The sequence below is a fragment of the Perspicuibacillus lycopersici genome (genome assembly GCF_025660475.1).
In the GTDB taxonomy this organism is placed as follows: domain Bacteria; phylum Bacillota; class Bacilli; order Bacillales; family Caldibacillaceae; genus Perspicuibacillus; species Perspicuibacillus lycopersici.
This window is the reverse complement of the sequence record NZ_JAOUSF010000004.1, coordinates 1-26,139: the sequence shown is the minus strand read 5'-3', so window position 1 is coordinate 26,139 and position 26,139 is coordinate 1. Positions and strand designations below refer to the sequence as shown.

Below are 26,139 nucleotides of genomic sequence, written 5' to 3'. Positions count from 1 at the left end.
AACTATCACTATTACTATCACTCCCTACCTCTTCATTCCAAATGTACGGAAGACATAAGCCTCTACAGGTAGATCTACCTTGTAATAAGTTATTTTATCACTACTCTATATACCAATTATAAAGGATAAAGCGAATTTCCAAAATGAATATATTATTAATTATTAATTTTCTGTACTTTATTTTTAGAATAAAGTACGGCATCTATCCGCATGCTAATTACGTAGTCAATAATAATTAGATGGGATTGGTATCTTTTGAGTATTATCGAGGGTAATTTACTATCTGGAGAATTTGATCAAATGATGAATGCTTTTATTTTAAAAAGTATTAAAAATATACCAACAGAAACTTCATTAAGTGAAAAACAAGCTTCCAGTTTATATTCCTATTTAAAAAGACAGGTGCATAGCAACGAGGGACAAGTGATTTCTTTCTACGATCAATTGCTACTCCCAATAAACGCGAATGAGCTTAAAGTAATGCTTGCTGATTTGGAAAATATTTTAGAAATGTACCATTAAGTAATGTTTTCGAGAGTATACCCAGTCAATACACGAACAATAAAAGATTATTTTAATATAATGTTCGACAATTTGTTGACAAAAGGAGATACGGATTGTTAGTATGAAAGTAGAAAAAGTGATTCGTTTTTCCCTCGTATAATAATGGGGATATGGCCCATAAGTTTCTACCCAGTAACCGTAAATTATTGGACTATGAGGGAAAGTGGTTATTGCGGACAATAAAGGACCAATCACCTTTTTTTAGGTATGGGATCTTTATTACAAACCCGGATAGACTGCTTTCTCTTTGCTTGAGAAAGTTCGTTGATCCGGGTTTTTATTTTTCTAACATTCCATCAATCTACGAAAAGGTAGCTTTCTCATTTTTCAAATATGAAAAGACAACTATGTAATTCTACTTACCTACATTTACTAAAGGAAGGATGAAACATAAGTGAACCCTCTCGTCAGTGTCATTATGGGTAGTCAATCGGACTGGTCAACAATGAAGTATAGCTGTGACATGCTCGATCAATTAGAAATTCCTTATACGAAAAAAGTAGTTTCTGCACATCGGACACCAGAATTAATGTTTGAATTCGCGGAAAACGCAATAGCAAATGGAATAAAAGTAATTATTGCTGGTGCTGGCGGGGCCGCACATCTCCCTGGAATGGTTGCTGCCAAAACTACCTTACCGGTAATTGGTGTACCTATCCAAACAAAGGCTTTAAACGGACTTGATTCCCTTCTTTCCATCGTCCAAATGCCTGGCGGTGTTCCTGTTGCAACTGTAGCGATAGGAGTAGCTGGTGCGAAAAACGCTGGATTATTAGCAGCACAAATTTTATCAACTAATGATATTCATATTGCCCAACGCTTAAATAGATTAAGAGAAGCGACAAAAAATGCCGTATTAGAAAGCAGTGATAATCTTGACTAATGTCATTTTACCCGGACAAACAATCGGTATTATTGGTGGCGGACAGCTCGGCAAAATGATGACCCTATCTGCCAAGGCGATGGGGTTTCGTGTCATTGTTCTTGATCCTGTACATGATTGTCCATGTGGTCAAGTTGCCGACGAGCAAATTATCGGAGCCTATAGTGATCTTGATGCGATTGCTCAGCTAGCTGCAAAATCAGATGTTATTACTTATGAATTTGAAAATATTGATGCTGCTGCACTTGAATGGCTGGCAAATAATCATACATATGTCCCTCAAGGTACAAAAATTTTACGAATTACCCAAAACCGTATTAGTGAAAAAGCTGCATTGCAGTCCTCTCGGGTTGAAGTAGCACCATATGCAGTCATTCATAATCACGAGGATCTGATGCGTTCTATTCAAGCAATCCAGTTACCAGCTGTATTAAAAACAGCTCGTGGTGGATATGACGGGAAAGGACAAATCGTCATAAAAAATACAGAGGATTTGAATACGGCGGCAAAATTACTCGATGTTGGACCATGTGTCCTCGAAAAGTGGATACCTTTTGAAAAAGAAATTTCCGTTATTATAGCTAGAAATCCAAAAGGTGAGGTTGCAGTCTTTCCGGTAGCAGAAAATATCCATAAAAATAATATTCTTCATCAAACCATAGTACCTGCTCGGATTTCAAAACGAATAGAAGGAAAAGCAATCGATGCAGCGAAAAGCATTGCAGCCACGCTTCAATTGGTTGGTACACTTGCTGTTGAAATGTTTTTAACAGCAAATGATGAAATTTATATTAATGAATTAGCACCAAGGCCACATAATTCCGGGCATTTTTCCATCGAGGCGTGTGAAACCTCCCAGTTTGAACAGCATGTCCGCGCGGTTACCAATTGGCCGCTTGGTAGTACATCACTGTTAAAATCAGTGGTCATGGTGAATATTCTCGGACAGCATCAGTCAGCTTTACTAGAGAAAATACATGTGCTAAACGATTGGAAAATCCATCTTTATGGAAAAAAAGAAGCAAAACATAACCGTAAAATGGGGCATGTTACTTTATTGCGAGAGTCAATCGAAGAAGCACTCAAGGAAATTGAAGAAAGCAAAATTTGGAAATCAGAAAAAGCAACGATCGGAGGATCAACACAATGATCGATAGATATACACGACCTGAAATGGGAGCGATTTGGACTGATGAAAATAAATATCAAGCATGGTTAGAAGTAGAAATCCTTGCCTGTGAAGCGTGGTCAACTCTCGGGGTAATACCAAAGGAAGATGTGGAGCAGCTTCGAAAGCATGCGTCTTTTAATATTCAACGTATTCTCGAAATTGAGGAAGAAACAAGACATGATGTCGTTGCCTTCACAAGGGCAGTTTCCGAAACACTTGGTGAGGAGAAAAAATGGGTTCATTATGGCTTAACCTCCACCGATGTAGTAGACACTGCACTTTCCTATCTACTAAAACAAGCAAATCAAATTTTAATTAAAGATATGGAAAACTTCCTTGCAATTTTAAAGAAAAAAGCTAGTGAGCATAAATACACCGTCATGATGGGGCGAACCCATGGGGTACATGCCGAGCCAACAACCTTCGGATTGAAGCTTGCCCTTTGGCATGAAGAAATGCAACGAAACTTCGAACGCTTGAAGCAAGCTGCAGCTGGAGTAGAATTTGGAAAAATCTCTGGTGCAGTAGGAACGTATGCCAATATTGATCCTTTTGTTGAAAGCTATGTATGCAAGAAGCTAGGTCTGCAACCTGCAGCTATTTCTACCCAAACACTGCAACGCGACCGTCATGCCCATTATCTTTCGATTATTGCATTAATCGCAACATCCATCGAAAAATTTGCCACTGAAATTCGTGGGCTGCAAAAGAGTGAGACACGGGAGGTCGAAGAATTTTTTGCAAAAGGACAGAAAGGCTCTTCTGCCATGCCACATAAACGCAATCCTATCGGTTCAGAAAATATGACAGGAATCGCTCGCGTTATTCGTGGATACATGCTTACTGCATATGAAAATGTCGCCCTTTGGCATGAGCGTGATATATCCCATTCCTCTGCAGAGCGAATAATTTTACCAGATGCTACCATTGCACTTAACTACATGCTAAACCGCTTTGCCAATATCGTAAAAAATTTAACCGTATTTCCTGAAAATATGAAGCGAAATATGGACCGAACACTCGGACTAATTTATTCGCAACGTGTACTGCTAGCTCTCATTGAAAAAGGGTTATCCCGAGAGGAGGCATATGACACCGTTCAACCACGAGCAATGGAAGCATGGGAAAAACAAGTCCCCTTCCGCTCCCTACTTGAATCAGATAACAAAATCACGAATCTGCTCACAACAAAGGAACTCGATGATTGCTTTGACTATAACTACCATCTAAAACACGTCGATACAATCTTTGCCAAACTTGGACTTTAAATTTTTCAAGCATAATTTTTCTAAGACTAGGGTAAGTAAAATCTCATATGAATTCCTGAGCAAAATGAATACACGAAGACTCCCGCAGGAAGGCGAGACAGGTGAGGAGAGCGACAAGGAGGCTGAACTCTCGCTCCCAAGTATTCATTCTGCGAGATTATCTACAAAACTGCCATTATACGAAAAACAGACTTCTAATTAAAAGTACATCTTTTCTAAACTGGAGGCGTTCGTTTGAATAAGCGAGATCTACTGTATGAAGGAAAAGCAAAACGCGTGTATGTAACAGATAATGAGGACATTGTATGGATTGAATACAAAGATTCTGCCACCGCATTTAATGGGGAAAAAAAAGCAGAAATCGCCGGCAAAGGGAAACTAAACAACGAGATTACAAGCTTACTGTTTAAGATGCTACAAGAAAATGGCATCCAGAGTCATTTTTTGAAAAAAATTTCCACAACCGAACAAATCGTGCAACGAGTAGAAATCATTCCACTCGAGGTCATCGTCCGCAATTATGCAGCAGGTAGTTTCTCCAAACGATTTGGTGTAGAAGAAGGAAAACTATTCGACCGTCCAATCGTCGAATTTTGCTTAAAAAACGATACACTTGGTGATCCAACAATTACCGAAGACCAAATTGATGTATTACACATTGCTAGTTTAGAAGAAATACAACATTTAAAAAGGAAAGCATTAGCGGTTAACCGTGTGTTATCTGATTTCTTTCGAGAACTAGGTATTCGTCTTGTCGATTTCAAGCTTGAATTCGGGAAGGACTTCTCAGGCGAAATTTTACTAGCGGATGAAATCTCACCAGACACTTGCCGCCTTTGGGATTTGAAGACAAATGAAAAGCTGGATAAAGATGTCTTCCGTCATGATTTAGGAAATTTAACTACTGCCTATGAAACTATTTTAGAAAGACTGGGAGGAAAACAGCATGCTTAAAGTCAAGGTATATGTCACATTACGGGAAAGTGTTCTCGATCCACAGGGTACTGCCGTAAAAAAATCATTACAAATGATGGGTCACCATTCCGTAGAGGATGTTCGGATCGGAAAATATATGGAATTAACCTTTGCAGACGATGCAGCAAATCTAGATACCCTTGTAAAAGAAATGTGTGACAAATTACTGGCGAATCCTGTTATTGAAGACTATCGCTATGAAATTGAGGAGGTTGTCGTCCAGTGAAATTTGCCGTCATCGTTTTCCCAGGCTCCAACTGTGATATCGACATGTACCATGCCGTAAAGGATGAGCTTGGCGAAGAAGCCGAATACGTAATGTCTGATGCTACTAGTCTTGAAGAATATGATGCAGTCCTTCTTCCTGGTGGATTCTCCTTTGGGGACTATTTACGAACTGGTGCAATTGCTCGCTTTAGTCCCATTATGAATGAAGTCGTCAAAGCAGCTGAGATTGGAAAGCCGATTCTCGGAGTTTGTAATGGATTTCAAGTGCTTTTAGAAGCGGGTCTTCTACCAGGAGCGATGCGCCGCAATGAAAGTCTTAAATTCATTTGTCGTCCCGTAGAGCTTCAAGTGAAAAATAACGAGACAATGTTTAGTTCTGCTTATAAAAAAGATGAGGTCATTCACATCCCTATCGCACACGGGGAAGGAAATTATTATTGTGATGAGCAAACACTTGCTACATTAAAAGCAAATAACCAAATCGTGTTTACCTATTATTCTACCAATCCAAATGGCAGCATTGAAAATATTGCCGGAATCGTTAATGCCAGAGGAAATATTCTTGGAATGATGCCACACCCTGAACGTGCGGTAGATCCACTTCTTGGCAGTGCAGATGGTCTGAAGCTTTTCAAGTCAATGGTCAAACAATGGAGGGAATCTTATGCAGTTAACACTTGAACCAAGTCCAGAGCAAATTAAGCTGGAAAAAATTTATCAGCAAATGGGTGTTACGGACGAGGAATTCACTCGTATCGAAGAAATTCTTGGAAGACTGCCTAACTATACTGAAATTGGACTTTTTTCTGTGATGTGGTCCGAGCATTGCAGCTATAAAAATTCCAAGCCTATATTGAAAAAGTTTCCAGTAACTGGAGAAAGAGTGTTACAAGGACCTGGAGAAGGGGCTGGAATCGTCGATATTGGGGACAATCAAGCGGTTGTATTTAAAATCGAAAGCCATAATCACCCATCGGCAATTGAACCGTACCAAGGGGCGGCAACTGGTGTTGGTGGCATTATTCGCGATGTTTTCTCGATGGGAGCAAGACCAATTGCATTACTAAACTCCTTACGCTTTGGTGAATTACAATCTGCTCGTGGTAAGTATTTATTCGAAGAAGTTATTGCAGGAATTGCAGGCTACGGAAATTGTATCGGAATTCCAACGGTTGGCGGAGAAATCCAATTTGACCCTTGCTATGAGGGAAATCCGTTAGTGAATGCTATGTGTGTTGGAATTATCCATCACGATGATATTAAAAAAGGGCAAGCACATGGCGTAGGGAATACGGTAATGTATGTCGGTGCAAAAACAGGGCGCGATGGAATTCATGGTGCTACTTTCGCATCCGAAGAGCTTACCGAGCAATCAGAGGAAAAACGGCCAGCAGTTCAAGTCGGTGATCCGTTCATGGAAAAATTACTATTAGAAGCTTGCTTAGAAGTAATTAAATCAGATGCTCTTGTTGGAATCCAAGATATGGGAGCTGCTGGGCTTGTGAGCTCTAGTGCAGAGATGGCAAGTAAAGCTGGTTCTGGCATTGAAATGGACTTAGACCTAATTCCACAACGAGAAACTGGAATGACAGCATATGAAATGATGCTATCGGAATCTCAGGAACGGATGCTATTAGTAGTGAAAAAAGGTCGTGAACAAGAGATTATTAATCTATTTGATCGTTATGGATTGGATGCCGTTGCGATTGGCGTTGTTACCGATGACAAAATGCTAAGACTGATCCATAAAGGAGAAATCGTTGCAAATGTGCCAGCAGATGCATTAGCAGAGGATGCACCAGTCTATTACAAGCCTTCTCGCGAGCCGGCCTATTACCGTGAATTTCAAGCAATGGAAAACGATATTCCACAAGTAGAGGATCTCGGAGAAACATTACTAAAACTTTTAAATCAACCAACCATTGGAAGTAAAGAATGGGTATACGACCAATACGATTATATGGTTCGAACGAGCACTGTTGTTGCACCAGGATCAGATGCTGCTGTCGTCCGCATTCGCGGAACCGAAAAAGCATTGGCTATGACTACTGACTGCAACGCAAGATATATTTATTTAGATCCGGAAACAGGTGGGAAAATTGCTGTTGCAGAAGCAGCGCGAAATATTATTTGTTCCGGTGGAGAGCCACTCGCCATTACAGATTGCTTAAACTTTGGTAATCCAGAAAAGCCGGAAATCTTTTGGCAGCTTGAAAAAGCAGCTGATGGCATGAGTGAAGCGTGTCGCCAATTACAAACTCCAGTCATAAGCGGCAATGTTTCCTTATACAACGAAACAAATGGAACTGCTATTTATCCAACACCAGTTATTGGAATGGTTGGTTTAGTCGAGCATATTTCACATACAACGACGCAAGCATTTAAAGCAGCTGGTGATTTGATTTATCTTTTAGGAGAAACAAAACAAGAGTTTGGTGGAAGTGAATTACAAAAATTACAGTACGGAAAAATTTTCGGTAAAGCTCCCGCGATTGATTTATTAACTGAAACGAAAAATCAATCTGAAGTACTGAAAGCTATCCGCAATGGGCTTGTTGCTTCTGCGCATGATGTCGCGGAAGGTGGTGTCGCGGTGGCGTTAGCCGAAAGCGTAATGTGCGCTAACGGCTTAGGTGCAGACGTCACACTTTTTGGTGATGCCATTACTGCCCTCTTTAGCGAATCCCAATCCCGATTTATTTTATCGGTTAAACAAGAGCACCAGATGGAATTTGAAGCAATAACAAGTGCTGTTTGTATTGGTAAAGTTACCAATACTCCTGAACTTCGGATTACGGTTAATAACGAGCATGTATCACTTACAAATAACCAACTAATTTCGGCCTGGAAAGGAGCTATCCCATGCTTGCTGAATTAAAAGGATTAAATGAGGAGTGCGGGTTATTCGGTATATGGCGTCATGAAAATGCGGCACAAATCACCTATTATGGGTTGCAGAGCTTACAACACCGCGGGCAGGAAGGAACCGGTATTGTAGTGACAGATGGAAAACAGCTGAAAAGTAAAAAAGGCGAAGGTCTTGTTACAGAGGTATTTTCAAAAAAGGATATTGAAGAATTACAAGGTGATAGCGCAATTGGCCATGTTCGCTATTCAACAGCTGGTGGTGGTGGCTATGAAAATGTCCAACCATTTCTCTTCAATTCGCAAAGTGGTGGGCTGGCGCTTGCCCATAATGGGAATTTGGTAAATGCGACAAGCTTGAAATACCAATTAGAAATGCAAGGCAGTATTTTCCAAACTAGCTCAGATACAGAGGTTTTAGCCCATTTAATAAAACGTAGTGGTTTTAGTAAATTAAGCAATCGTGTAAAAAATGCTTTAACTGTTATAAAAGGAGCATACGCCTTTTTAATTATGACGGAAACGGAAATGATCATTGCACTCGATCCGCATGGACTGAGACCATTATCGCTAGGCTTATTAGGGGATTCCTATGTCGTAGCATCAGAAACCTGTGCTTTTGATATTGTCGGTGCAGAATTTGTTCGTGATATACTGCCTGGTGAATTACTGGTAATTAACGATAATGGAATTCAATCTGAAATTTTTTCGCTTAATCCAAATCCTGCTATTTGTACGATGGAATATGTATACTTCTCTCGACCAGACAGTGATATTCATGGAATTAATGTCCATACAGCTCGGAAAAATCTAGGAAAGCAATTGGCTATTGAGGCTCCAATTGAGGCAGATGTTGTCACAGGTGTTCCAGATTCCAGTATCTCTGCAGCAATCGGCTATGCAGAAGAATCAGGGATTCCGTATGAGCTTGGATTAATTAAAAATCGCTATGTTGGTCGGACCTTTATTCAGCCATCCCAGTCACTTCGGGAGCAAGGCGTGAAAATGAAGCTCTCCCCTGTCCGTGGAGTCGTCGAAGGAAAACGAGTCATTATGGTGGATGATTCGATTGTACGTGGAACAACAAGTAAACGAATTGTTACGATGCTAAAAGATGCAGGAGCAACAGAGGTACATGTAGTCATCAGCTCCCCACCAATAAAAAATCCTTGCTTCTATGGCATTGATACTTCATCCTATGAAGAATTAATCGCTGCCGATCGCTCGGTGGAGGAAATAAGACAAATAATCGGCGCAGATTCATTAACATTTTTAAGTGTCGAAGGCTTACTTAAAGCAATTGGCAGACAGGAGCCAGGTGAAACAAGAGGCCAATGTCTTGCTTGCTTTACTGGGAAATATCCAACCGAAATTTACGCAGAAAGCATGAAGTTAACGAAGAAATGTTAATGATAATACTCATATACAAGAAAAATAGACTTGTTTGGAGGTATAATAATGGCAAATGCTTATAAAGAGGCGGGTGTAAATATCGAAGCTGGCTATGAATCTGTCAAAAGAATGAACAAACATGTACAACGTACTGCAAGAGCTGGTGTAATTGGTGGGCTCGGTGGATTCGGTGGAATGTTTGATCTATCACAGCTAGCATTGAAGGAACCCGTACTCGTTTCTGGAACGGATGGCGTTGGCACGAAATTAATGCTCAGTTTTCTAATGGATAAACATGACACAATTGGAATCGATGCCGTCGCTATGTGTGTCAATGACATCGTTGTACAAGGAGCCGAGCCAATTTATTTTCTTGATTATATTGCCTGTGGGAAGGCCATACCAGAGCGTATTGAAGCAATTGTTAAAGGCATTGCCGATGGTTGTGAACAAGCAGGCTGTGCACTAATAGGTGGCGAAACAGCCGAAATGCCAGGAATGTACAATGAAGAGGAATATGACCTTGCAGGCTTTGCTGTAGGTGCAGTGGAAAAATCTAAACTGGTAACAGGAAAAGAAATAACCAACGGAGATATACTCATCGGTTTAGCTTCTAGTGGCATACATAGTAATGGTTATTCCTTAGTACGCAAAGTGTTCTTAGAAGAGGCAAACATTCCGCTTGATACTTTTATCCATGAGCTAAATAATACGCTTGGCGAAGAACTGCTACGTCCTACGAAAATTTATGTAAAATCTATTCTATCAGCATTGGAGCATTTCGAAATTAAAGGAATGGCACATATCACGGGTGGTGGATTTGTGGAAAATATTCCGCGAATGCTACCAAAATCACTTGGAGCAAAAATTACAATAGGTAGTTGGCAAGTACCACCTATTTTCTCCTTGCTTGAAAAAGTCGGAAATCTACATTATATGGAAATGTTTAATATCTTTAATATGGGAATCGGCATGGTTTTAGCGGTTCCGTCAACAGATGCAAATAATATGATAGACTACCTCCATTCCATCGGAGAAGAAGCGTTTATTATTGGTTCTGTGACAGATGCATTTGCAAATGATGTCCAGTTTCTTGGAGGAGAAAAATGAATAATCTAGCCGTTTTTGCTTCTGGTAGTGGCAGTAATTTTCAAGCGATTGTAGATGCAATAAAGCAAGGACAGCTCGATGCAAAAGTCGTTTTACTCGTTTGCGATAAACCAAATGCTTTTGTCCTCCAACGTGCGGAAAAAGAAGGAATCCCTTACTTCCTATTTAATCCTAAAGATTATCCAAACAAGACGGCGTATGAGACCATTATTCTTGCAAATCTACAAAAGCTATCCATTGATTATATCGTTCTAGCAGGCTATATGCGATTGATTGGAGAAACCATTCTATCAAAATATGAGGAAAAAATTGTCAACATCCACCCTTCTCTTCTTCCTGCGTTTCCAGGAAAAGATGCGATTGGGCAAGCCCTTCAGGCTGGAGTAAAGGTCACCGGGGTTACTATCCACTATGTAGATGAAGGAATGGACACAGGAACTATCATTGATCAGCATGCAGTTTCTATATCACCAGATGACACGAAAGAATCCTTACAAAAAAAAGTGCAGGAAATTGAACATCAGCTCTATCCAAGTGTCTTAAAAAGATTACTTAAGAAGATTGTGAACACATGAAGAACCATAACAGCTTTGTATTACACATTATGATTTGGAGGCAAAACAATGACAAAAAAACGCGCATTAATCTCAGTATCAGATAAAACCGGAATTGTAGCATTTGCAAAGGAATTAATTGCACTAGATTTCGAAATCATTTCCACAGGTGGCACGAAAAATGCCATTGCAGAAGCTGGTCTACCTGTTATTAGTGTCAGTGAGGTTACTGGATTTCCTGAAATTTTAGAGGGCCGAGTAAAAACATTAAACCCATACATACATGGTGGATTACTCGCAAAGGTTGGCGATGAAAACCATAAAAATCAATTAGCGGAGCATCATATTACGCCAATCGATCTTGTTTGCGTAAATCTATATCCATTTCAACAAACGATTGCAAAATCAGATGTTAGCTTTGAGGATGCAATTGAAAACATTGATATCGGCGGCCCTTCCATGCTTCGTGCAGCAGCAAAAAACCATGAATATGTTACAGTTGTTGTCGATCCAGCAGACTATGAAACAGTATTAACAGAATGGAAAACAAACGGAAAAACCGAATATACAACGAGAAGACGTTTAGCTGCTAAAGTTTTCCGTCATACTGCTGCATACGATGCATTGATTGCAGAGTACATGACCAATCTTACGGAGGATACTACTCCAGAAAAGCTTACCGTTACGTATGAATTGAAGCAATCATTACGTTACGGAGAAAACCCACATCAAAAAGCTGCATTTTATCGTAAGCCACTTGGTTCTGCCTTTTCGATTGCAAATGCCAAGCAGCTTCATGGGAAGGAGCTTTCCTATAATAATATCAATGATGCAGATGCTGCACTGCAAATTGTGAAAGAGTTTAACGAGCCTGCCGCTGTTGCAGTGAAGCATATGAACCCATGTGGTATAGGTATTGGGGAAAATATTTTTACCGCATTTGAAAAAGCATTTTCAGCTGACCCCGTTTCTATTTTCGGTGGTATCATTGCATTGAATCGCGAGGTCGACGAAGCAACTGCACAAAAATTACATGAAATTTTCCTAGAAATTATCATTGCCCCTTCCTATAGTGACGAAGCATTACGTATTTTAACAAGCAAGAAAAATTTACGTCTATTAACGCTTCCTTTTAACGAAGCACATACAAAAGAAATGCGCTTAACTTCCATTGAAGGTGGCCTTCTCGTACAGGATTTTGACCGAAATGGAATAGATGAAGCAATCATATCCATTCCAACGAAACGTGAACCTTCAGAAGCTGAATGGGAAGCATTAAAGCTTGGCTGGAAAGTCGTAAAGCATGTAAAATCAAATGCGATTGTAATCACAAGTAAAGAATCCACATTAGGCGTTGGTGCGGGTCAAATGAATCGTGTTGGTGCTGCAAAAATTGCACTTGAACAAGCTGGCGAAAAAGCAAACGGTGCCGCCCTTGCTTCGGATGCATTCTTCCCAATGGAAGACACAGTCGAAGTAGCAGCTAAAGCAGGGATCACAGCTATTATTCAACCTGGTGGATCCATTCGTGATGCGGATTCTATTAAAAAGGCAGACGAGTATGGAATTGCAATGGTCTTCACTGGCATCCGTCATTTTAAACATTAATCGATAAAGATTGTGGAGGTAGTCGAATGAACGTCCTTATCATTGGTAGAGGTGGTCGTGAACATGCACTTTGTCAGAAAGTAAAAGAAAGTCCACTGGTAGATAACGTATTTGTCGCACCAGGAAATGCTGGTATGGAAGATTGTGCAACCATTGTAGCGATTGACGAAAACAACCACGAACAATTAATTCAATTTGCCAAAGCAGAAAAAATCGGATTAACGATTATCGGTCCGGAGGCTCCACTACTTTTAGGACTTTCCGATCGTTTTCTTGAAGCTGGATTGAAGGTATTTGGTCCAACTCAAACAGCAGCAGAAATTGAAGGTAGTAAATCGTTTGCCAAATATTTAATGAAAAAGTATAACGTACCTACCGCCGCCTTTGATTTATTTTCTAATTTCGATGAGGCGAAGCAATATATTCTCGAAAAAGGGGCACCGATTGTAATTAAAGCAGATGGTTTAGCAGCTGGGAAAGGTGTTATCGTCGCAACTACAACCGAAGAAGCAATTAATGCACTAGAAGAAATGCTAGTACATGAAAAATTCGGAACGGCTTCCTCCAAAGTAGTTATTGAAGAGTTTCTCGCTGGCGAGGAATTTTCTTTAATGGCATTAGTGAATGGCGAAAATGTAGTCACACTAGAAATTGTGCAAGATCATAAACGTGCTTTTGATGGCGATAAAGGTCCTAATACAGGTGGCATGGGTGCATACTCTCCCGTTCCCTTCATAGATAAACAAACAGTAGATACGGCAATGGAAACCATCATCCAGCCGATTGCACAAGCGCTTGTACAAGAGGGGCGTTCCTTTACAGGTGTTCTTTATGCTGGATTGATACAAACAGACCAGGGTCCAAAGGTTATCGAATTCAATGCCCGCTTTGGTGACCCAGAAACACAAGTCATTTTACCAAGAATGAAATCCGATTTAGTGAATATTATATTGGAGCTTCTTGACGGGAATACTCCACAAATCGAATGGAATCAAAATACTGCTCTTGGGGTCGTAGTTGCTGCCAAAGGATATCCGGAAACCTACCAAAAGGGAGCGATTCTTACCGGATTAGAAAATTTATCGGAAGAAGTTCAAATTTTTCATGCTGGAACTACAAAGAATGCAGAAGGCAAGTTTATTACAAACGGTGGCCGTGTATTACTTGTAGCAGCAATGGAGCCTACTCTTAAAGAAGCCCAAGCAAAGGTTTACCAGGAGCTAGAGAAAATGCACTCTGATCAAACCTTTTACCGTAAAGACATCGGCCACCGTGCAATAGCCCATGTATACTCCTAAAAATGGGTTTTATTCGATCATTTCTATCTCAATTCTCTACATTAAGGCAGGCAAAAAGGCGTATGGATTTTTCCATACGCCTTTTATTCGATTAATATATATGAACAAACGGTTCATCCATATCTGGCTCTTTCAAGATCAATGCTTCTTGACCATTAGCCGACATAACTTTCACTTCTACAACCCAATGTTCTTCAAAATAATTCACGATCAATCCTGCAATATATTGAGAAAATCCGATGACCTCTGATTTCCCATAAAATTGCATATTTATTTCCACCGATAATTTATTTAGTTCATCATTTACATAAAACGCAGTTCCAACTATCCCATTATAATTCGGGAAGTAGTCACTCACATCATTTTGAAATAGATCAAACTTATTCCAATCATCGATATAATTCTTACTAGCTTCACTAGACGGGAATAGAACATATTTCTCTTTAACATCGTTCCACTCTAATGACGTCCCTTTTGTTGCTGTTGAATATGCTACATAGTTTCCCGGTAACACAGATGTTTCCGCTTTTCCTTTAAATAATCCAATCGTGATTGGAATCTCCTCAAGCCCTTCGATATTACGCAATCTACTGATGACCTGCTCCGCTATTTTTTTACCTTGCTCGAGAAGCTTCTTATCAGAGATTTTATATTCATAATTTGTCCGATTACCTTTTTCGTCATAAATACTATAGCTGTAAACTGAATTTAACGCTAAACCAATCGAAATTCCACCTAGCTTTACCGTATTATCATCCGATTTTACTAAGTAATTATGTTCTAATATACTTGCCAAATAAATTGGGTTCTGCTCATGCCCTTCCTGTGTATCTGCCTCTAGCTTTGGATTTAATCCAAGACTATCAGCATCATCGGTTTTCCTTTTTAACCATTCAGTTACTGTTTCTTTATCTAAATACTGCCCTTCTTGAAAAATATATGTCTCAGTAGAGAAGGAATTTTGCGAAAGACGAAGTAACCCTTCTTCCATTTCATCACTGTCAAATCTTGTATTTAAATTTGATACTACCGTTCCTCGCGAACCCGATGGTTCAAAAGGTGTCAAGGTACGATAATAGGAGTCTGATATTTGATACTTCGGTACAATTGCTTTTTCTTTCGTATTTTCATTATTTTCTTGTACTACCTCATCTTGCTGATCTAAGCTCGGTAAACAACCCGATAATAGAAAAACGACAAGAAAAGCAGAAATCATGAGCTTTCTCATGTTCATGGACTTACACCTCTTTATTTACTCAATTGTTCGAGAAGCATATTTTCATCCCAAATTTCTATCCCTAATTCTTGTGCTTTCGTTAATTTGGAACCTGCTTCCGGCCCTGCAACTACAATATCTGTATTTTTACTTACACTTCCCGTAACTTTCGCACCGAGTAGTTCTAATTTTTCTTTCGCTTCATTTCTCGTTAATTGTTCTAATTTCCCTGTTAATACGACTGTTTTCCCTGCTAGAGGTGAATCTGCTGTTATTGCTTCATCAAGCTTTGGTCCGCGATATTCTAAATTGACCCCAGCATTTCTTAGCTCTTCGATTAAATCAGCTACTTCAGGTAATCGGAAATAGGTTACGATAGAATTCGCCATTTTTTCCCCAATTTCATTAATTGCCTGTAATTCTTCCTCTGTTGCACGGGTAAGATTATCGATATGCCCATAGGATTGTGCTAAGATTTTTGCCGCTTTACTTCCAACATGTCTAATTCCTAATCCAAACAATAACCGCTCTAACGAATTTGCTTTCGATGCTTCGATTGCTAGTAGTAAATTGGTTACAGATTTTTTACCCATTCTTTCTAATTCCAGTAATTGGTCTTCTTTCAGTTTATATATATCTGCAACATCGTGAATTAAGTTTTCTTTAAATAATTGAGTTATTACTCGTTCCCCAAGTCCATCAATATTCATTGCATTTCGAGAAACAAAATGGATCAATCCTTCTCTTATTTGCGCTGGACATTTCGGATTAATACAACGAAGAGCAACTTCATTTTCTAAACGAACTAAATCACTTCCACATTCCGGGCAATGACTTGGCATAGAAAATAGTACTTCTTCTCCGGTTCTTCTTTCGATAATTGCTCTTACTACTTCAGGGATAATGTCTCCTGCCTTTTTCACCACTACATAATCGCCGATACGAATGTCCTTCTCGCGAATTAAATCTTCATTATGTAAGGATGCCCTTTGAACCGTTGTCCCTGCTACACGGACAGGTTCTAAAATAGCCGTTGGTGTTAATACACCTGTTCTTCCAATGCTTAGCTCAATATCCAATAATTTCGTTACTACTTCTTCTGCTGGGAACTTATAGGCAATAGCCCAGCGCGGACTTTTTGCAGTAGTACCTAATGCTTGTTGATGACTATATTGATCTACTTTAATAACAATCCCATCAATTTCATATGGAAGACTTGGCCGCTTTTCCTGCCACTCTTCAATATATTGTAGAACTTCCTCAATCGTTTGACATACACGTCGTTCTTTATTCGTTTTTAAGCCGAGCGTATCGAGGAGGTTTAATCCTTCACTATGCTTTTCTATTTCGGTTAAATTATTTTCACCGATTGCATAAAGAAAAACATCTAAGTTTCGGGATGCTGCAATCTTTGGATCAAGCTGTCGTAACGAACCTGCTGCTGCATTACGTGGATTGGCAAATAATTCTTCACCATTTTCTTCTCTTCGTTTATTCAATGCCTCAAATGATTTCTTCGGCATAAATACTTCCCCGCGTACCTCAATCGTAATCGGTTGATGTAATTGAAGTGGTATCGATCGGATTGTTCGTAAATTTACCGTAATATCTTCTCCAACGGTTCCATCCCCACGAGTTGCCCCTTGAATGAATACACCATCTTCGTAACGTAAGGAGACTGCTAATCCATCAATTTTCAGCTCGCAAACATAGGATAATGTATCTCCTACTGCTTGACGGACTCTCCGATCAAAATCTCGCAAATCCTCTTCATTAAAGGCATTTCCAAGACTAAGCATTGGAATCGCATGCTCTACCTTTGTAAATCCTTCCAATACTTGTCCCCCGACTCTTTGCGTTGGGGAACTGGAGGTTTTCAAATTTGGATATTCCGTTTCAAGTGCAATCAATTCATGTAATAATCTATCATATTCGGCATCCGGAACACTTGGCTTATCTAAAATATGATATTCATAATTATACTGGTTTAATAACTTGTGTAATTCCTTTACACGTTTCTCTGCTTCAAGGACATCCATTTAAAGCCCTCACTTTCAAAAACATTCACTCGTATTTTTTTATCAGTAAGAGCAATCCAGTAGTCGATTGCTCTATTTTTCAAAGATTTATTGCTTTTCTACTGGTGCAAATTTTGCTAACAGTCGTTTGATTCCTACTGGATTTGGAAAGGCGATATCAAGCTCCATGTTCTCACCTTCACCTTTAACACTAACAACGGTACCAATACCCCATTTTTTATGAACAGCTTTATCACCTGGTCGCCAGCCTAAGCCTTCACTTCCTGTTTCTTTAGGAACCGGACGACTAACTGGTTTTACCAGCGATTTATTGATAGGCATTTGCCCCGACCTTTGCATTGTTCTTTGCATTGGCTGGTTCATGGAACCTTGGTTGGAAGATGCGAATGGAACATTTCTTTGAACATTTAATTCTTCTAAAAGCTCACTTGGAATTTCGGTAATAAACCGTGATGGTGGATTCACATTCGTGCGTCCGAATAAAGTACGCATCTGTGCATTCGTTATAAATAATTCCTCTTCTGCACGGGTAATCCCAACATATGCGAGTCTTCGTTCTTCCTCCATTTCTGCCTCTTCCATTAAACTTCTGCTATGCGGGAAGACGCCTTCTTCCAGTCCGATTAAAAAGACAACTGGAAATTCGAGTCCTTTTGCAGAATGGAGCGTCATTAATACGACCGCATCCTTTTCACTGTTTTCACTCTTATCCATTTGATCAATATCCGCAATTAATGCTAAGTCTGTTAAGAAAGCGACTAATGTTTTATCCTCACTATCTTCTTCAAACTTCTTCGTAACAGAAAGGAATTCTTCAATATTTTCTAATCGACTTTCCGCTTCTAAAGTTTTTTCTGCCTTTAACATTTCCATATATTCAGATCGTTTAATAACTTCCTCAGTTAACTCCATTACGGATAAATACTCTTGCATTTGATTGAGACCACTAATTAATTGATGAAACTCTCTGCATGCCTTCGTTGCTTTCGCTGAGATTCCGAGTAATTCGACAGAATCAAGTGCAGCAAACATGGAGATATCATTACTTGCAGCATATTGCGCAATCTTTTCTAATGAGGTAGCTCCAATCCCACGCTTTGGAACATTGATAATTCGCGTCAAGCTAATATCATCGTCTGGATTGGAAACTAATCGTAAATAAGCGAGCAAGTCTTTGATTTCTTTTCGATCGTAGAACTTTGTACCCCCAACAATTGTATACGGAATGTTCGCTTTAACTAGCATTTCCTCCATTGCACGAGACTGTGCGTTGGTACGATAAAGAATTGCAATATCTTGATAGTTTCGCTCTCCGCTTTCTACAAATCCATTGATCTTTCCAGTGACAAATAATGCTTCTCCTCGCTCGGAATCTGCACGATAGTATTTAATCGGATTTCCTTTACTATTTTCCGTCCATAAATTTTTTGCTTTCCGATTCATGTTATTGGAAATCACATTATTTGCAGCTTCTAATATATTTTTTGTGGAACGATAGTTTTGTTCTAGTAGAATCACTTGTGCATTTTTATAATCTTTTTCAAAAGAGAGGATGTTCGCAATATCTGCACCCCGCCAACGATAAATCGATTGATCTGAGTCTCCTACTACACAAAGATTTTTGAACTTGGAAGCAAGCATATTTACTAGCTGATACTGTGCCTTATTGGTATCTTGATACTCGTCCACGTGGATATACTGAAATTTACGTTGATAGTATTCTAATACTTCCGGTACTCTTTTAAACAATTGAATCGTCATCATGATGAGGTCATCAAAATCGAGGGAATGGTTTTTTCGCAATCTTTTTTCATATTCTTCGTATACTTCACTCGTCATTTTTTCGAAATAATTTCCGGTTAAATTGCCAAATTCCTTTGCATCTAACAATTCATTTTTTGCGTTGCTTATGGATCCTAGCATCGCCCTTGGATCGAATTTTTTCGGATCCATATTTTTATCCTTTAATATCCCTTTAATAACCGATAATTGGTCAGCAGAATCTAAAATAGAAAAATTACGGTTTATACCAATTCGATCGACATCTCTTCTTAAAATTCGTACACACATTGAGTGGAAGGTAGAAATCCATATTTCCTCTGACGCTCCACCAAGAATTGCTCCGATCCGGTCTCTCATTTCTCGGGCAGCCTTGTTCGTAAAGGTTATCGCTAATATGTTGTAAGGGTTAACCCCCTTTTCAATCATCAAATAGGCAATTCGATGAGTTAAAACTCTAGTTTTACCACTTCCTGCTCCTGCCATTATTAAAAGTGGCCCTTCTGTCGTTTTTACCGCCTGTTGCTGTTCTTTATTTAAGCCTTTTAATAGGCGATCTGATAAATATTGCAAATATCTCACCCTTTTCTAACGAACATTCGTTTGCTTTTCTTCTATTTTACCATGTAAATCAATCATTTCCAACGGTCGCTTTTACTGCTTGTACGGTTTTTAGCGCCTCTGAAATATTTTCATATATTACATTGCCAACGACTACTACATCCGCATAGTTTGCCATTTCACAAGCCTTTGCAACCGAATCAATTCCCCCACCGTAAAAGAGAATCGTATTTTCCAAATGATTTTTCGCGCTTTTTACGATTTCGGGATTTCCATATGTCCCGCTATACTCTATATAAAGAATAGGAAGATGGAACATTTTTTCTGCCATTTGGGCATACGCTGCAACATCCTCCGCATCTAATTTGGTCATTGCATTTGTTAATTGTGCCACTTTACTATTTTCATTTAAAATACAATATCCTTCAACAATCATTTCTTGCCAATTTATCCAATGCCCAAATTCTTTTACAGCCAAATGATGTTGACCTAAGATCCAATCACGGCTAGAACTATTGAGCACTGACGGAATAAAATACAGGTCAAAGCCTGGTGTAATGGAATCAATCGTCGAGATTTCTAAAACACAAGGTAATGGGTAACGACGTACTCTTGCCATTAAGTTGATAACTTTTTCTAAAGTTACCCCATCTGTGCCGCCAATCATTATCGCGTCAGTACCAGACTCGCAAATTTGCTCTAACGCTTCGTCCTTTATTTCTTTATTTGGATCCAATTTAAAAATATGCTTCCATTCGCGAAAATCGTACATGACATACTCCTCCATTATTCATTCCATTTCACCATTATACCATTCATTCTCTTATGAAAAAACTAAGGGATTGTATTGCAAGTTAAAAAATTCTCTGCTATTTTATTACAATATTTAAATGTTTATTGCACTACTATTAATTCCTTTATAAACAAAAAGAAAAAGAGCGTGATCATCCGCTCCTTTCCTTCAACATTTATTCATTTTCATTTTTATTTTCAAGCCTCTTTAATACCATCTCGTATGCGTCGTTTCCATAGTTCAAACAGCGTTTAACTCTAGAAATAGTTGCGGTGCTAGCACCTGTTTCCTTTTCAATTTCATGGTACTTGCTACCGTTTTGCAACAAACGAGCCACTTCTAATCGTTGGGCAAGTGATTGAATTTCATTAATTGTACATAAATCGTCGAAAAAACGATAACACTCTTCCACATTCTTAAGAGATAAAATGGATTCAAAAAGTTGATCCAATTCTTTCCCTCGTAATTTATCTATTTGCACGAAAAATCCCCCTAACAATATCTAATGAAAACTTTTAGTATGAAACTTGATTTAAACTTGGGACAACGTTAATCCATGTTTTACCTGGTACTAGGGAAACCTCCGCACCATTTGCATATGGAACAATTCGTCCATCAATATTTCTCCATTCTACTTCCTGCATTTTCCCTTTTTGTAGCAATAATGCTTTTCCGCCAGATGTGATATCTATATCTCTTCGACCTTTTTCATCCACAACTGCATGTTCCATTTCTACGATAAAAATATTATTTACTAACACTGGTTCACCCGTGTCATAATCCACCGTTTGCTGATCTGCTGAGTAGCGCATATAATTTTCTGCTGAGGAATCATATTTATATTCCACGAAGAAATCATCGGTAGAATAATCAATTGACACCGAGGAAACTTCTGTTCCTGGAACTTCATCCTCTTCCTTCAGAAAGGTATAAGCCGTTGGCGCTCCACTTAATGAGATTCCATTTTCTTCTGCACCCTTCACGATATTCTCGTAAGTTATATAGGAATTATGCGGTGCTTTCCGGAAGGAGGCACGTTTGAATAAAATACCATCATAGGTTAATCCATTTAATGAATCGATAAAGCCCTCATTGATTAACACCTTTGCTTCTGGACTCCATCCGTGAAAAACATAAAAGGAATCTAACCCTTTTGCTAATTGTATATAGTAGTCACGGGAACTCCGAACAGGACCTACTATTTCTGGCTTTTCACTTTGAAATACCGCTAAAAATCGGGTAACTCCGCCCTCTGCAAGTATTTCATATATAACATCAGCCTTATACAATCCCGACTGTGGTCTTGCAGCCGGATGATTATTAATCATTACGCTAATGGCACGATCAGTCGATTCTTCATCGGTTGCTATACCCGTTAATGGGTAAGTATATGGGGACGGTGTTTCCTTTTCTACTACCTCAATATCTCTACCCTCATTGTCTTCAACATCTTGTTTCTCCTCTTGATTTTTGCTACAGCCTACCATCAATAGCATTAATCCAATGAGTATAACGAATAATCTTTTTGATAATGTCACATCTCACACTCCAATCTATATTCGCCGCTTTTCTCTAACTCTGTACTATTTTAACGCATTATAGTAGGGAACAAAACTCTTTTTTTCATTACGTCAAATAATCCTCTTGGTGTCATCCGAATATACGGTAGGTGAGTGGATGAGAAAAAGAGCAACGTATAAATTGGATCCTCAAATAAATATCCTCGTTCATGTAAAATGTTTCGTAGCTGTTTTTCCTTTACAATTAATTCCTCAATCGCTAAATCGCTCACCACTCCTCCAAGTGGTAATGGCAATTCAAATATTATGCTACCTTTATCAACAATCACAAGCCCGCCACCGATTTCTTTCATCCGTTGAAAGGCCAGCAACAAATCCGACTTCCTTTTTCCAATCAGTAAAATATCTCCTGTATTCGTGAAAGATGAAACAAAACCACCTAAATTTTTCGCAAATCCCTTTAATACGGTATTAATTCTCCATCTGCCATTTCGATTGATGAACGTCAAGAAGCATTCATCAGCATTTGGATCAATTTCTTCGACAGATAAATCAATATTAATGGAATATGGCTTCGTAATAACTGCATTCTCCAATTTTATCCCAAAAGGCATGGAAAATTGTAAATCATCGGTAGTTAATTCCCAATCAATCGTTAATGGAGAAAATCCGAAATCTTCCCATTGGATATCCACGGTATTTTCAATATTATGGTTATCCTTTCTTACCCATTGCCCCTTCGCCAACACCGAAACCGGACGGGGGAGTTTTTCATCTGAAATAAAATTAATATTTGCCACTCGACCAGTAGCAATTAACCCATGCAAATGATCCAAATGATAATATTTCGCAGGATTTAGCGTTGCCATCAAATAGGCATCAATCGGTGGAACACCTTTTTCTATACAGATTTTAATAAGTAAATCAATGATCCCATTTTCATAAAAGGACGGAGGGGAACCATCTGTTGTTAACATGAAATTCTCATAATTATTAATTCCTAATTTGTTCAGGTCATCTAATATATTTGGTAAATCAGGACGAATTGAGGAATAGCGTAAAGGCACCATGTATCCTTGTAATAATCTCCGTTTCACTTCTTCCCCTGTCATTGCTTCATGATCGGAATCAGCCCCTAATAATTTTAGTTTTGCCAAAGTCTTTTCCGATGCTCCAGGAAAATGCCCTTCGATTTTTTTATTCATGCTTTTCGTCTCTTGCATCCAATGAAGCATTAAATCATCACCGTTAAGTAATTTTGGCCAACCTGTTAATTCTCCACCTTGAATAACCTGTGGATGTTCAATCCAAGATTTAATATTCGCATGGGAAAAAACTGTTTCCTCATCGGTTATTTCCGTTTGACTATCAAATCTGCTCCACCAATACATAGTTGCAGGTATTGTGTTTAGTTTCTCTAAAAATGAAAACGCTTCCCTTTTTTTGTACTTTAAAACTAGCGCCAGATTATCATTAACAGTTATTGTTGTCCCAAAATTAAAAGCATATTTTGCAAAAGAAAGGGGATTATACAATTGAAATGGATGTACATGTGGCTCCATATACCCAGGCACAAGTAAAGAATTATGACAATCAACCTGTTCACAGTTTTCATCAATCAGTTCTGGCCATTTATCACCAACGTAAACAATACGATCTTGATAAACCCATATATTTCCTTGTATCCATTGTTTTACCGTACCATGTAAATAGGTTGCGTTGTATAAAAGCATACTAGGGGATCTTTTCCCATCAAGAACCTCTACATGTTCCCGTAATTGCCGACTTCTCCACCTATATTTCGATCCAATCATGGCATTCACCTGTATTTGTCAAATTTTTTTAAGCGTAAAAAATTATTATTTTAATAATAGCATATTTTTTGATTTAAAACAGTAAAGAATTATCGAATTTTCTAATAAATTTTCTAGGGGGTTCTTCAATGAATGTAAAACCGAATATTGGTATTGTAAATGCATTAATTCGTATTACCGCAGGATTAACACTATTGTCCTGGTGTACTGCAAAATTGGTGAAAAAACCTTGGCGAAGTTCTTATATTTTTCTCGCTGCAATGGGGGCTATGAAAGTTGCCGAAGGAATTGTGCGTTATTGTCCAGTAACCGAGGCAGTTCAAAATTACACACAAAACCATGAGAATAAAGAAAACAAACCACAATTAAAACAATTAATTGATACGTTTGTCAGCAAGCAAGCGAATGATTCGTTAGATCAGGATTCGTCTAATGCTTCAAAGAGCCCTTCGCAAAATTATGCTTCTACCGATGACTCACAAAAAAATAAAGATTTCACTCCAAGTGAATCACTTCAATAAAACAATGTGGTCCAGAATGAACAACTCATTCTGGACCACTGTTATTTTTATTCATTTAACCCTAATCGTTGAAAAATAGTATCCACCTGTTTTAAATGATATTGATAATCAAAACAGTCATCTAAATCTTCTTCTGTAAGTAAACTAGATATTTTTTCATTTTCTTCTAGTAATCCTCGGAATGATTGTTGTTCTTCCCAAGCCCTCATTGCTAAAGGTTGGATAATATCATATGCTGCTTCTCTCGCTAATCCACGATCGATAAGTGATAATAATACTCTTTGGGAATAGATCAATCCAAAAGTACGATCCATATTTCGCTTCATATTTTCTGGAAAAACAGTAAGGTTTTTTACAATGTTCCCAAATCGATTCAACATATAGTTAAGAGCAATCGTTGCATCTGGCAAAATAATCCGTTCTGCGGAGGAATGGGAAATATCCCGCTCATGCCATAATGCAACATTTTCATAGGCAGTTACCATATATCCGCGAATCACTCTTGCCATCCCCGCCATATTTTCCGAACCGATAGGATTTCGTTTATGTGGCATGGCAGAAGATCCTTTTTGCCCTTTTGCAAAAAATTCTTCAACCTCACGTGTCTCACTCTTTTGTAGCCCGCGAATTTCAGTTGCAAATTTTTCAATAGATGTTGCTATTAAAGCGATGGTTGCCATATAGTGTGCATGACGATCACGTTGCAATGTTTGGGTAGATATTGGTGCTGGAGTTAATCCAAGCTTTTCACAAACATAGCTTTCGACAAATGGATTAATATTGGCATACGTTCCAACGGCACCAGAAATTTTTCCAAACTCCACTCCATAGGCGGCTTCCTTAAAACGCTCCAAATTTCGTCTCATTTCTTCATACCATAATGCAAGTTTTAAACCAAAAGTAGTCGGCTCCGCATGAACACCGTGCGTCCGTCCCATCATTACCGTATATTTATGTTCTATTGCCTTTACTTTTAATATATGTATAAAATTTTCAATATCGTTCATTAATATCCTATTTGCTTGCTTAAGCAAGTATGAGAGTGCAGTATCTACTACATCAGTGGATGTTAGTCCATAATGAACCCATTTCCTTTCTTCCCCTAAGCTTTCAGAGACGGCCCTTGTAAAGGCAACAACATCATGCCTCGTCTCTTGTTCAATTTCCTTTACTCTTTCCACCGAAAAGGTTGCATTTTGACGAATTTTTTGAACATCCTCTTTCGGTATTTCCCCTAACTCTGCCCAAGCTTCACATGCTAAAATTTCAACCTCTAGCCATGCTTTTAACTTATTATCTTCTTTCCATATGGAACCCATCTCTGGTCTTGTATAACGTTCTAGCATTATTGCTCCTCCAATACGATATGATTCTTGGTATAGCTCTTTACTACTCTATTAGTCGACCTTCAAATATGATTTGTTGCTTAACGGGTTTAACGCTTGAATTGCCCTCGGTATCAAATACTTCTTGAAAGACTGGTTTTTCAATCTTACCAATAGGTTCATAGCCTTCTTTTTTCATCCGTTCTAAGCATTGATCAATACTTTCATTATCTCCAAGCTCAAATCGCATTTTCCTTTTCTTTTGTTTCAAAAACTTTTCCACCTCTTTAACAAATGTAATAGGCACAAAAAAGCAGCACTATTATTTAATTTTCTCCAATTCTTTAAAAGAAATAGCATCTAATTATATAGTAGTAGAAAATACATGGAAATTAAAGGGGAATCTCGTTCGTTTGCACACGATAGATGTAATAATAGATTTTTGAGGAAACAATGACAATAGTTAGAAATAACCAGCTTTGTATTAATGATATATACAAAAAAAAGAACAGTTTTTACAACTGCTCTTTTCTTTGCCTGGCAACGTCCTACTCTCACAGGGGGAAACCCCCAACTACCATCGGCGCTGAGAAGCTTAACTTCCGTGTTCGGGATGGGAACGGGTGTGACCTTCTCGCCATAGTTACCAGACAAT

23 protein-coding genes, 1 rRNA gene and 1 riboswitch are annotated in these 26,139 nt (G+C 38.7%); of the genes, 14 read left to right on the top strand and 10 right to left on the bottom strand.

All coding sequences use genetic code 11. The features are described from left to right. The first annotated feature begins 255 nt into the window (after nucleotides 1-255). The 13 genes from OEV98_RS12295 to purD all read left to right on the top strand — a co-directional run bounded on the left by OEV98_RS12295 (nucleotide 256) and on the right by purD (nucleotide 13,916). On the top strand, nucleotides 256-522 hold the full coding sequence (locus OEV98_RS12295) for a hypothetical protein (protein ID WP_263073599.1): 267 nt from the start codon (nucleotides 256-258) through the stop codon (nucleotides 520-522). Nucleotides 523-636: 114 nt separating this feature from the next. Then, a riboswitch (purine riboswitch) is annotated at nucleotides 637-738 on the top strand. Nucleotides 739-958: 220 nt separating this feature from the next. Beyond that, nucleotides 959-1,447 (top strand): 5-(carboxyamino)imidazole ribonucleotide mutase, encoded by a 489-nt coding sequence (gene purE / locus OEV98_RS12290; protein ID WP_263073598.1) that lies wholly within the window; start codon nucleotides 959-961, stop codon nucleotides 1,445-1,447. After that, the gene (gene purK / locus OEV98_RS12285) at nucleotides 1,437-2,597 is read left to right on the top strand and encodes a 5-(carboxyamino)imidazole ribonucleotide synthase (RefSeq protein WP_407676516.1); all 1,161 of its coding nucleotides are present in this window, start codon (nucleotides 1,437-1,439) and stop codon (nucleotides 2,595-2,597) included. Before purE ends, purK begins: the two co-directional genes overlap by 11 nt. After that, the gene (gene purB, locus OEV98_RS12280; protein ID WP_263073596.1) at nucleotides 2,594-3,886 is read left to right on the top strand and encodes an adenylosuccinate lyase; all 1,293 of its coding nucleotides are present in this window, start codon (nucleotides 2,594-2,596) and stop codon (nucleotides 3,884-3,886) included. The genes purK and purB (OEV98_RS12280) overlap by 4 nt, the downstream gene beginning before the upstream one ends. A gap of 234 nt (nucleotides 3,887-4,120) precedes the next feature. Then, entirely contained in the window at nucleotides 4,121-4,840 is a 720-nt protein-coding gene (gene purC, locus OEV98_RS12275; protein ID WP_263073595.1) for a phosphoribosylaminoimidazolesuccinocarboxamide synthase, read from the top strand. Further along, entirely contained in the window at nucleotides 4,833-5,087 is a 255-nt protein-coding gene (gene purS / locus OEV98_RS12270) for a phosphoribosylformylglycinamidine synthase subunit PurS (protein ID WP_263073594.1), read from the top strand. Before purC ends, purS begins: the two co-directional genes overlap by 8 nt. Next, a complete protein-coding gene (purQ, locus tag OEV98_RS12265) occupies nucleotides 5,084-5,770 on the top strand; it encodes a phosphoribosylformylglycinamidine synthase subunit PurQ (protein ID WP_263073593.1) in 687 nt (228 codons plus the stop codon). Before purS ends, purQ begins: the two co-directional genes overlap by 4 nt. Next, nucleotides 5,754-7,967, top strand: coding sequence for a phosphoribosylformylglycinamidine synthase subunit PurL (gene purL, locus OEV98_RS12260; RefSeq protein WP_263073592.1), 2,214 nt, complete (start codon nucleotides 5,754-5,756; stop codon nucleotides 7,965-7,967). Before purQ ends, purL begins: the two co-directional genes overlap by 17 nt. Next, entirely contained in the window at nucleotides 7,952-9,364 is a 1,413-nt protein-coding gene (gene purF, locus OEV98_RS12255) for an amidophosphoribosyltransferase (protein ID WP_263073591.1), read from the top strand. Before purL ends, purF begins: the two co-directional genes overlap by 16 nt. 48 nt (nucleotides 9,365-9,412) lie before the next feature. After that, the gene (gene purM / locus OEV98_RS12250) at nucleotides 9,413-10,456 is read left to right on the top strand and encodes a phosphoribosylformylglycinamidine cyclo-ligase (protein ID WP_263073590.1); all 1,044 of its coding nucleotides are present in this window, start codon (nucleotides 9,413-9,415) and stop codon (nucleotides 10,454-10,456) included. Then, the gene (gene purN / locus OEV98_RS12245) at nucleotides 10,453-11,031 is read left to right on the top strand and encodes a phosphoribosylglycinamide formyltransferase (RefSeq protein WP_263073588.1); all 579 of its coding nucleotides are present in this window, start codon (nucleotides 10,453-10,455) and stop codon (nucleotides 11,029-11,031) included. The genes purM and purN overlap by 4 nt, the downstream gene beginning before the upstream one ends. A 48-nt stretch (nucleotides 11,032-11,079) precedes the next feature. Then, entirely contained in the window at nucleotides 11,080-12,618 is a 1,539-nt protein-coding gene (purH, locus tag OEV98_RS12240; RefSeq protein ID WP_263073587.1) for a bifunctional phosphoribosylaminoimidazolecarboxamide formyltransferase/IMP cyclohydrolase, read from the top strand. A gap of 26 nt (nucleotides 12,619-12,644) precedes the next feature. Beyond that, nucleotides 12,645-13,916, top strand: a complete 1,272-nt coding sequence (purD, locus tag OEV98_RS12235; protein WP_263073586.1) for a phosphoribosylamine--glycine ligase — start codon at nucleotides 12,645-12,647, stop codon at nucleotides 13,914-13,916. A 91-nt stretch (nucleotides 13,917-14,007) separates the two neighbouring features. Here the strand turns inward: purD and OEV98_RS12230 are convergent, their stop codons facing one another. The 7 genes from OEV98_RS12230 to OEV98_RS12200 all read right to left on the bottom strand — a co-directional run bounded on the left by OEV98_RS12230 (nucleotide 14,008) and on the right by OEV98_RS12200 (nucleotide 23,638). Beyond that, the gene (locus OEV98_RS12230) at nucleotides 14,008-15,144 is read right to left on the bottom strand and encodes a CamS family sex pheromone protein (protein ID WP_263073961.1); all 1,137 of its coding nucleotides are present in this window, start codon (nucleotides 15,142-15,144) and stop codon (nucleotides 14,008-14,010) included. 20 nt (nucleotides 15,145-15,164) lie between these two features. Next, nucleotides 15,165-17,171 carry an NAD-dependent DNA ligase LigA gene (gene ligA, locus OEV98_RS12225; protein WP_263073585.1) on the bottom strand — a complete coding sequence of 669 codons (2,007 nt, stop codon included), beginning with the start codon at nucleotides 17,169-17,171 and terminating at the stop codon, nucleotides 15,165-15,167. Between the two features lie 87 nt (nucleotides 17,172-17,258). Next, nucleotides 17,259-19,523 (bottom strand): DNA helicase PcrA, encoded by a 2,265-nt coding sequence (gene pcrA, locus OEV98_RS12220; RefSeq protein WP_263073584.1) that lies wholly within the window; start codon nucleotides 19,521-19,523, stop codon nucleotides 17,259-17,261. 58 nt (nucleotides 19,524-19,581) lie between these two features. After that, nucleotides 19,582-20,283 (bottom strand): heptaprenylglyceryl phosphate synthase, encoded by a 702-nt coding sequence (gene pcrB, locus OEV98_RS12215; protein ID WP_263073583.1) that lies wholly within the window; start codon nucleotides 20,281-20,283, stop codon nucleotides 19,582-19,584. Between the two features lie 196 nt (nucleotides 20,284-20,479). Beyond that, on the bottom strand, nucleotides 20,480-20,785 hold the full coding sequence (locus OEV98_RS12210; protein WP_263073582.1) for a YerC/YecD family TrpR-related protein: 306 nt from the start codon (nucleotides 20,783-20,785) through the stop codon (nucleotides 20,480-20,482). Nucleotides 20,786-20,819: 34 nt separating this feature from the next. Continuing rightward, nucleotides 20,820-21,842 carry a DUF3048 domain-containing protein gene (locus tag OEV98_RS12205; protein WP_317633814.1) on the bottom strand — a complete coding sequence of 341 codons (1,023 nt, stop codon included), beginning with the start codon at nucleotides 21,840-21,842 and terminating at the stop codon, nucleotides 20,820-20,822. A gap of 50 nt (nucleotides 21,843-21,892) precedes the next feature. Next, nucleotides 21,893-23,638, bottom strand: a complete 1,746-nt coding sequence (locus tag OEV98_RS12200; protein ID WP_263073581.1) for an adenine deaminase C-terminal domain-containing protein — start codon at nucleotides 23,636-23,638, stop codon at nucleotides 21,893-21,895. A 128-nt stretch (nucleotides 23,639-23,766) separates the two neighbouring features. On the opposite strand from OEV98_RS12200, the gene OEV98_RS12195 reads away from it, so the two are divergent. Next, a complete protein-coding gene (locus OEV98_RS12195; RefSeq protein WP_263073580.1) occupies nucleotides 23,767-24,159 on the top strand; it encodes a YgaP family membrane protein in 393 nt (130 codons plus the stop codon). 47 nt (nucleotides 24,160-24,206) lie between these two features. Here the strand turns inward: OEV98_RS12195 and purB (OEV98_RS12190) are convergent, their stop codons facing one another. The 3 genes from purB (OEV98_RS12190) to rrf form a co-directional block, all read right to left on the bottom strand. After that, a complete protein-coding gene (gene purB / locus OEV98_RS12190; RefSeq protein ID WP_263073579.1) occupies nucleotides 24,207-25,505 on the bottom strand; it encodes an adenylosuccinate lyase in 1,299 nt (432 codons plus the stop codon). Between the two features lie 43 nt (nucleotides 25,506-25,548). Continuing rightward, nucleotides 25,549-25,755: an NETI motif-containing protein gene (locus OEV98_RS12185; RefSeq protein WP_263073578.1), complete on the bottom strand. Its 207-nt coding sequence runs from the start codon at nucleotides 25,753-25,755 to the stop codon at nucleotides 25,549-25,551. Between the two features lie 264 nt (nucleotides 25,756-26,019). Then, nucleotides 26,020-26,135, bottom strand: a 5S ribosomal RNA gene (gene rrf / locus OEV98_RS12180). Nucleotides 26,136-26,139: the final 4 nt, after the last annotated feature.

Bases quoted from the DNA above. Each gene is read 5' to 3' on its own strand.
- purS (WP_263073594.1), top strand. From the start codon at position 4,833: ATGCTTAAAGTCAAGGTATATGTCACATTACGGGAAAGTGTTCTCGAT.
- ligA (WP_263073585.1), bottom strand. From the start codon at position 17,171: ATGGATGTCCTTGAAGCAGAGAAACGTGTAAAGGAATTACACAAGTTA.
- purB (WP_263073579.1), bottom strand. From the start codon at position 25,505: ATGCTAGAACGTTATACAAGACCAGAGATGGGTTCCATATGGAAAGAA.
- purM (WP_263073590.1), top strand. From the start codon at position 9,413: ATGGCAAATGCTTATAAAGAGGCGGGTGTAAATATCGAAGCTGGCTAT.
- purH (WP_263073587.1), top strand. From the start codon at position 11,080: ATGACAAAAAAACGCGCATTAATCTCAGTATCAGATAAAACCGGAATT.
- OEV98_RS12200 (WP_263073581.1), bottom strand. From the start codon at position 23,638: ATGATTGGATCGAAATATAGGTGGAGAAGTCGGCAATTACGGGAACAT.
- OEV98_RS12195 (WP_263073580.1), top strand. From the start codon at position 23,767: ATGAATGTAAAACCGAATATTGGTATTGTAAATGCATTAATTCGTATT.
- purN (WP_263073588.1), top strand. From the start codon at position 10,453: ATGAATAATCTAGCCGTTTTTGCTTCTGGTAGTGGCAGTAATTTTCAA.
- OEV98_RS12230 (WP_263073961.1), bottom strand. From the start codon at position 15,144: ATGAGAAAGCTCATGATTTCTGCTTTTCTTGTCGTTTTTCTATTATCG.
- pcrB (WP_263073583.1), bottom strand. From the start codon at position 20,283: ATGTACGATTTTCGCGAATGGAAGCATATTTTTAAATTGGATCCAAAT.
- purF (WP_263073591.1), top strand. From the start codon at position 7,952: ATGCTTGCTGAATTAAAAGGATTAAATGAGGAGTGCGGGTTATTCGGT.
- purD (WP_263073586.1), top strand. From the start codon at position 12,645: ATGAACGTCCTTATCATTGGTAGAGGTGGTCGTGAACATGCACTTTGT.
- purB (WP_263073596.1), top strand. From the start codon at position 2,594: ATGATCGATAGATATACACGACCTGAAATGGGAGCGATTTGGACTGAT.
- purL (WP_263073592.1), top strand. From the start codon at position 5,754: ATGCAGTTAACACTTGAACCAAGTCCAGAGCAAATTAAGCTGGAAAAA.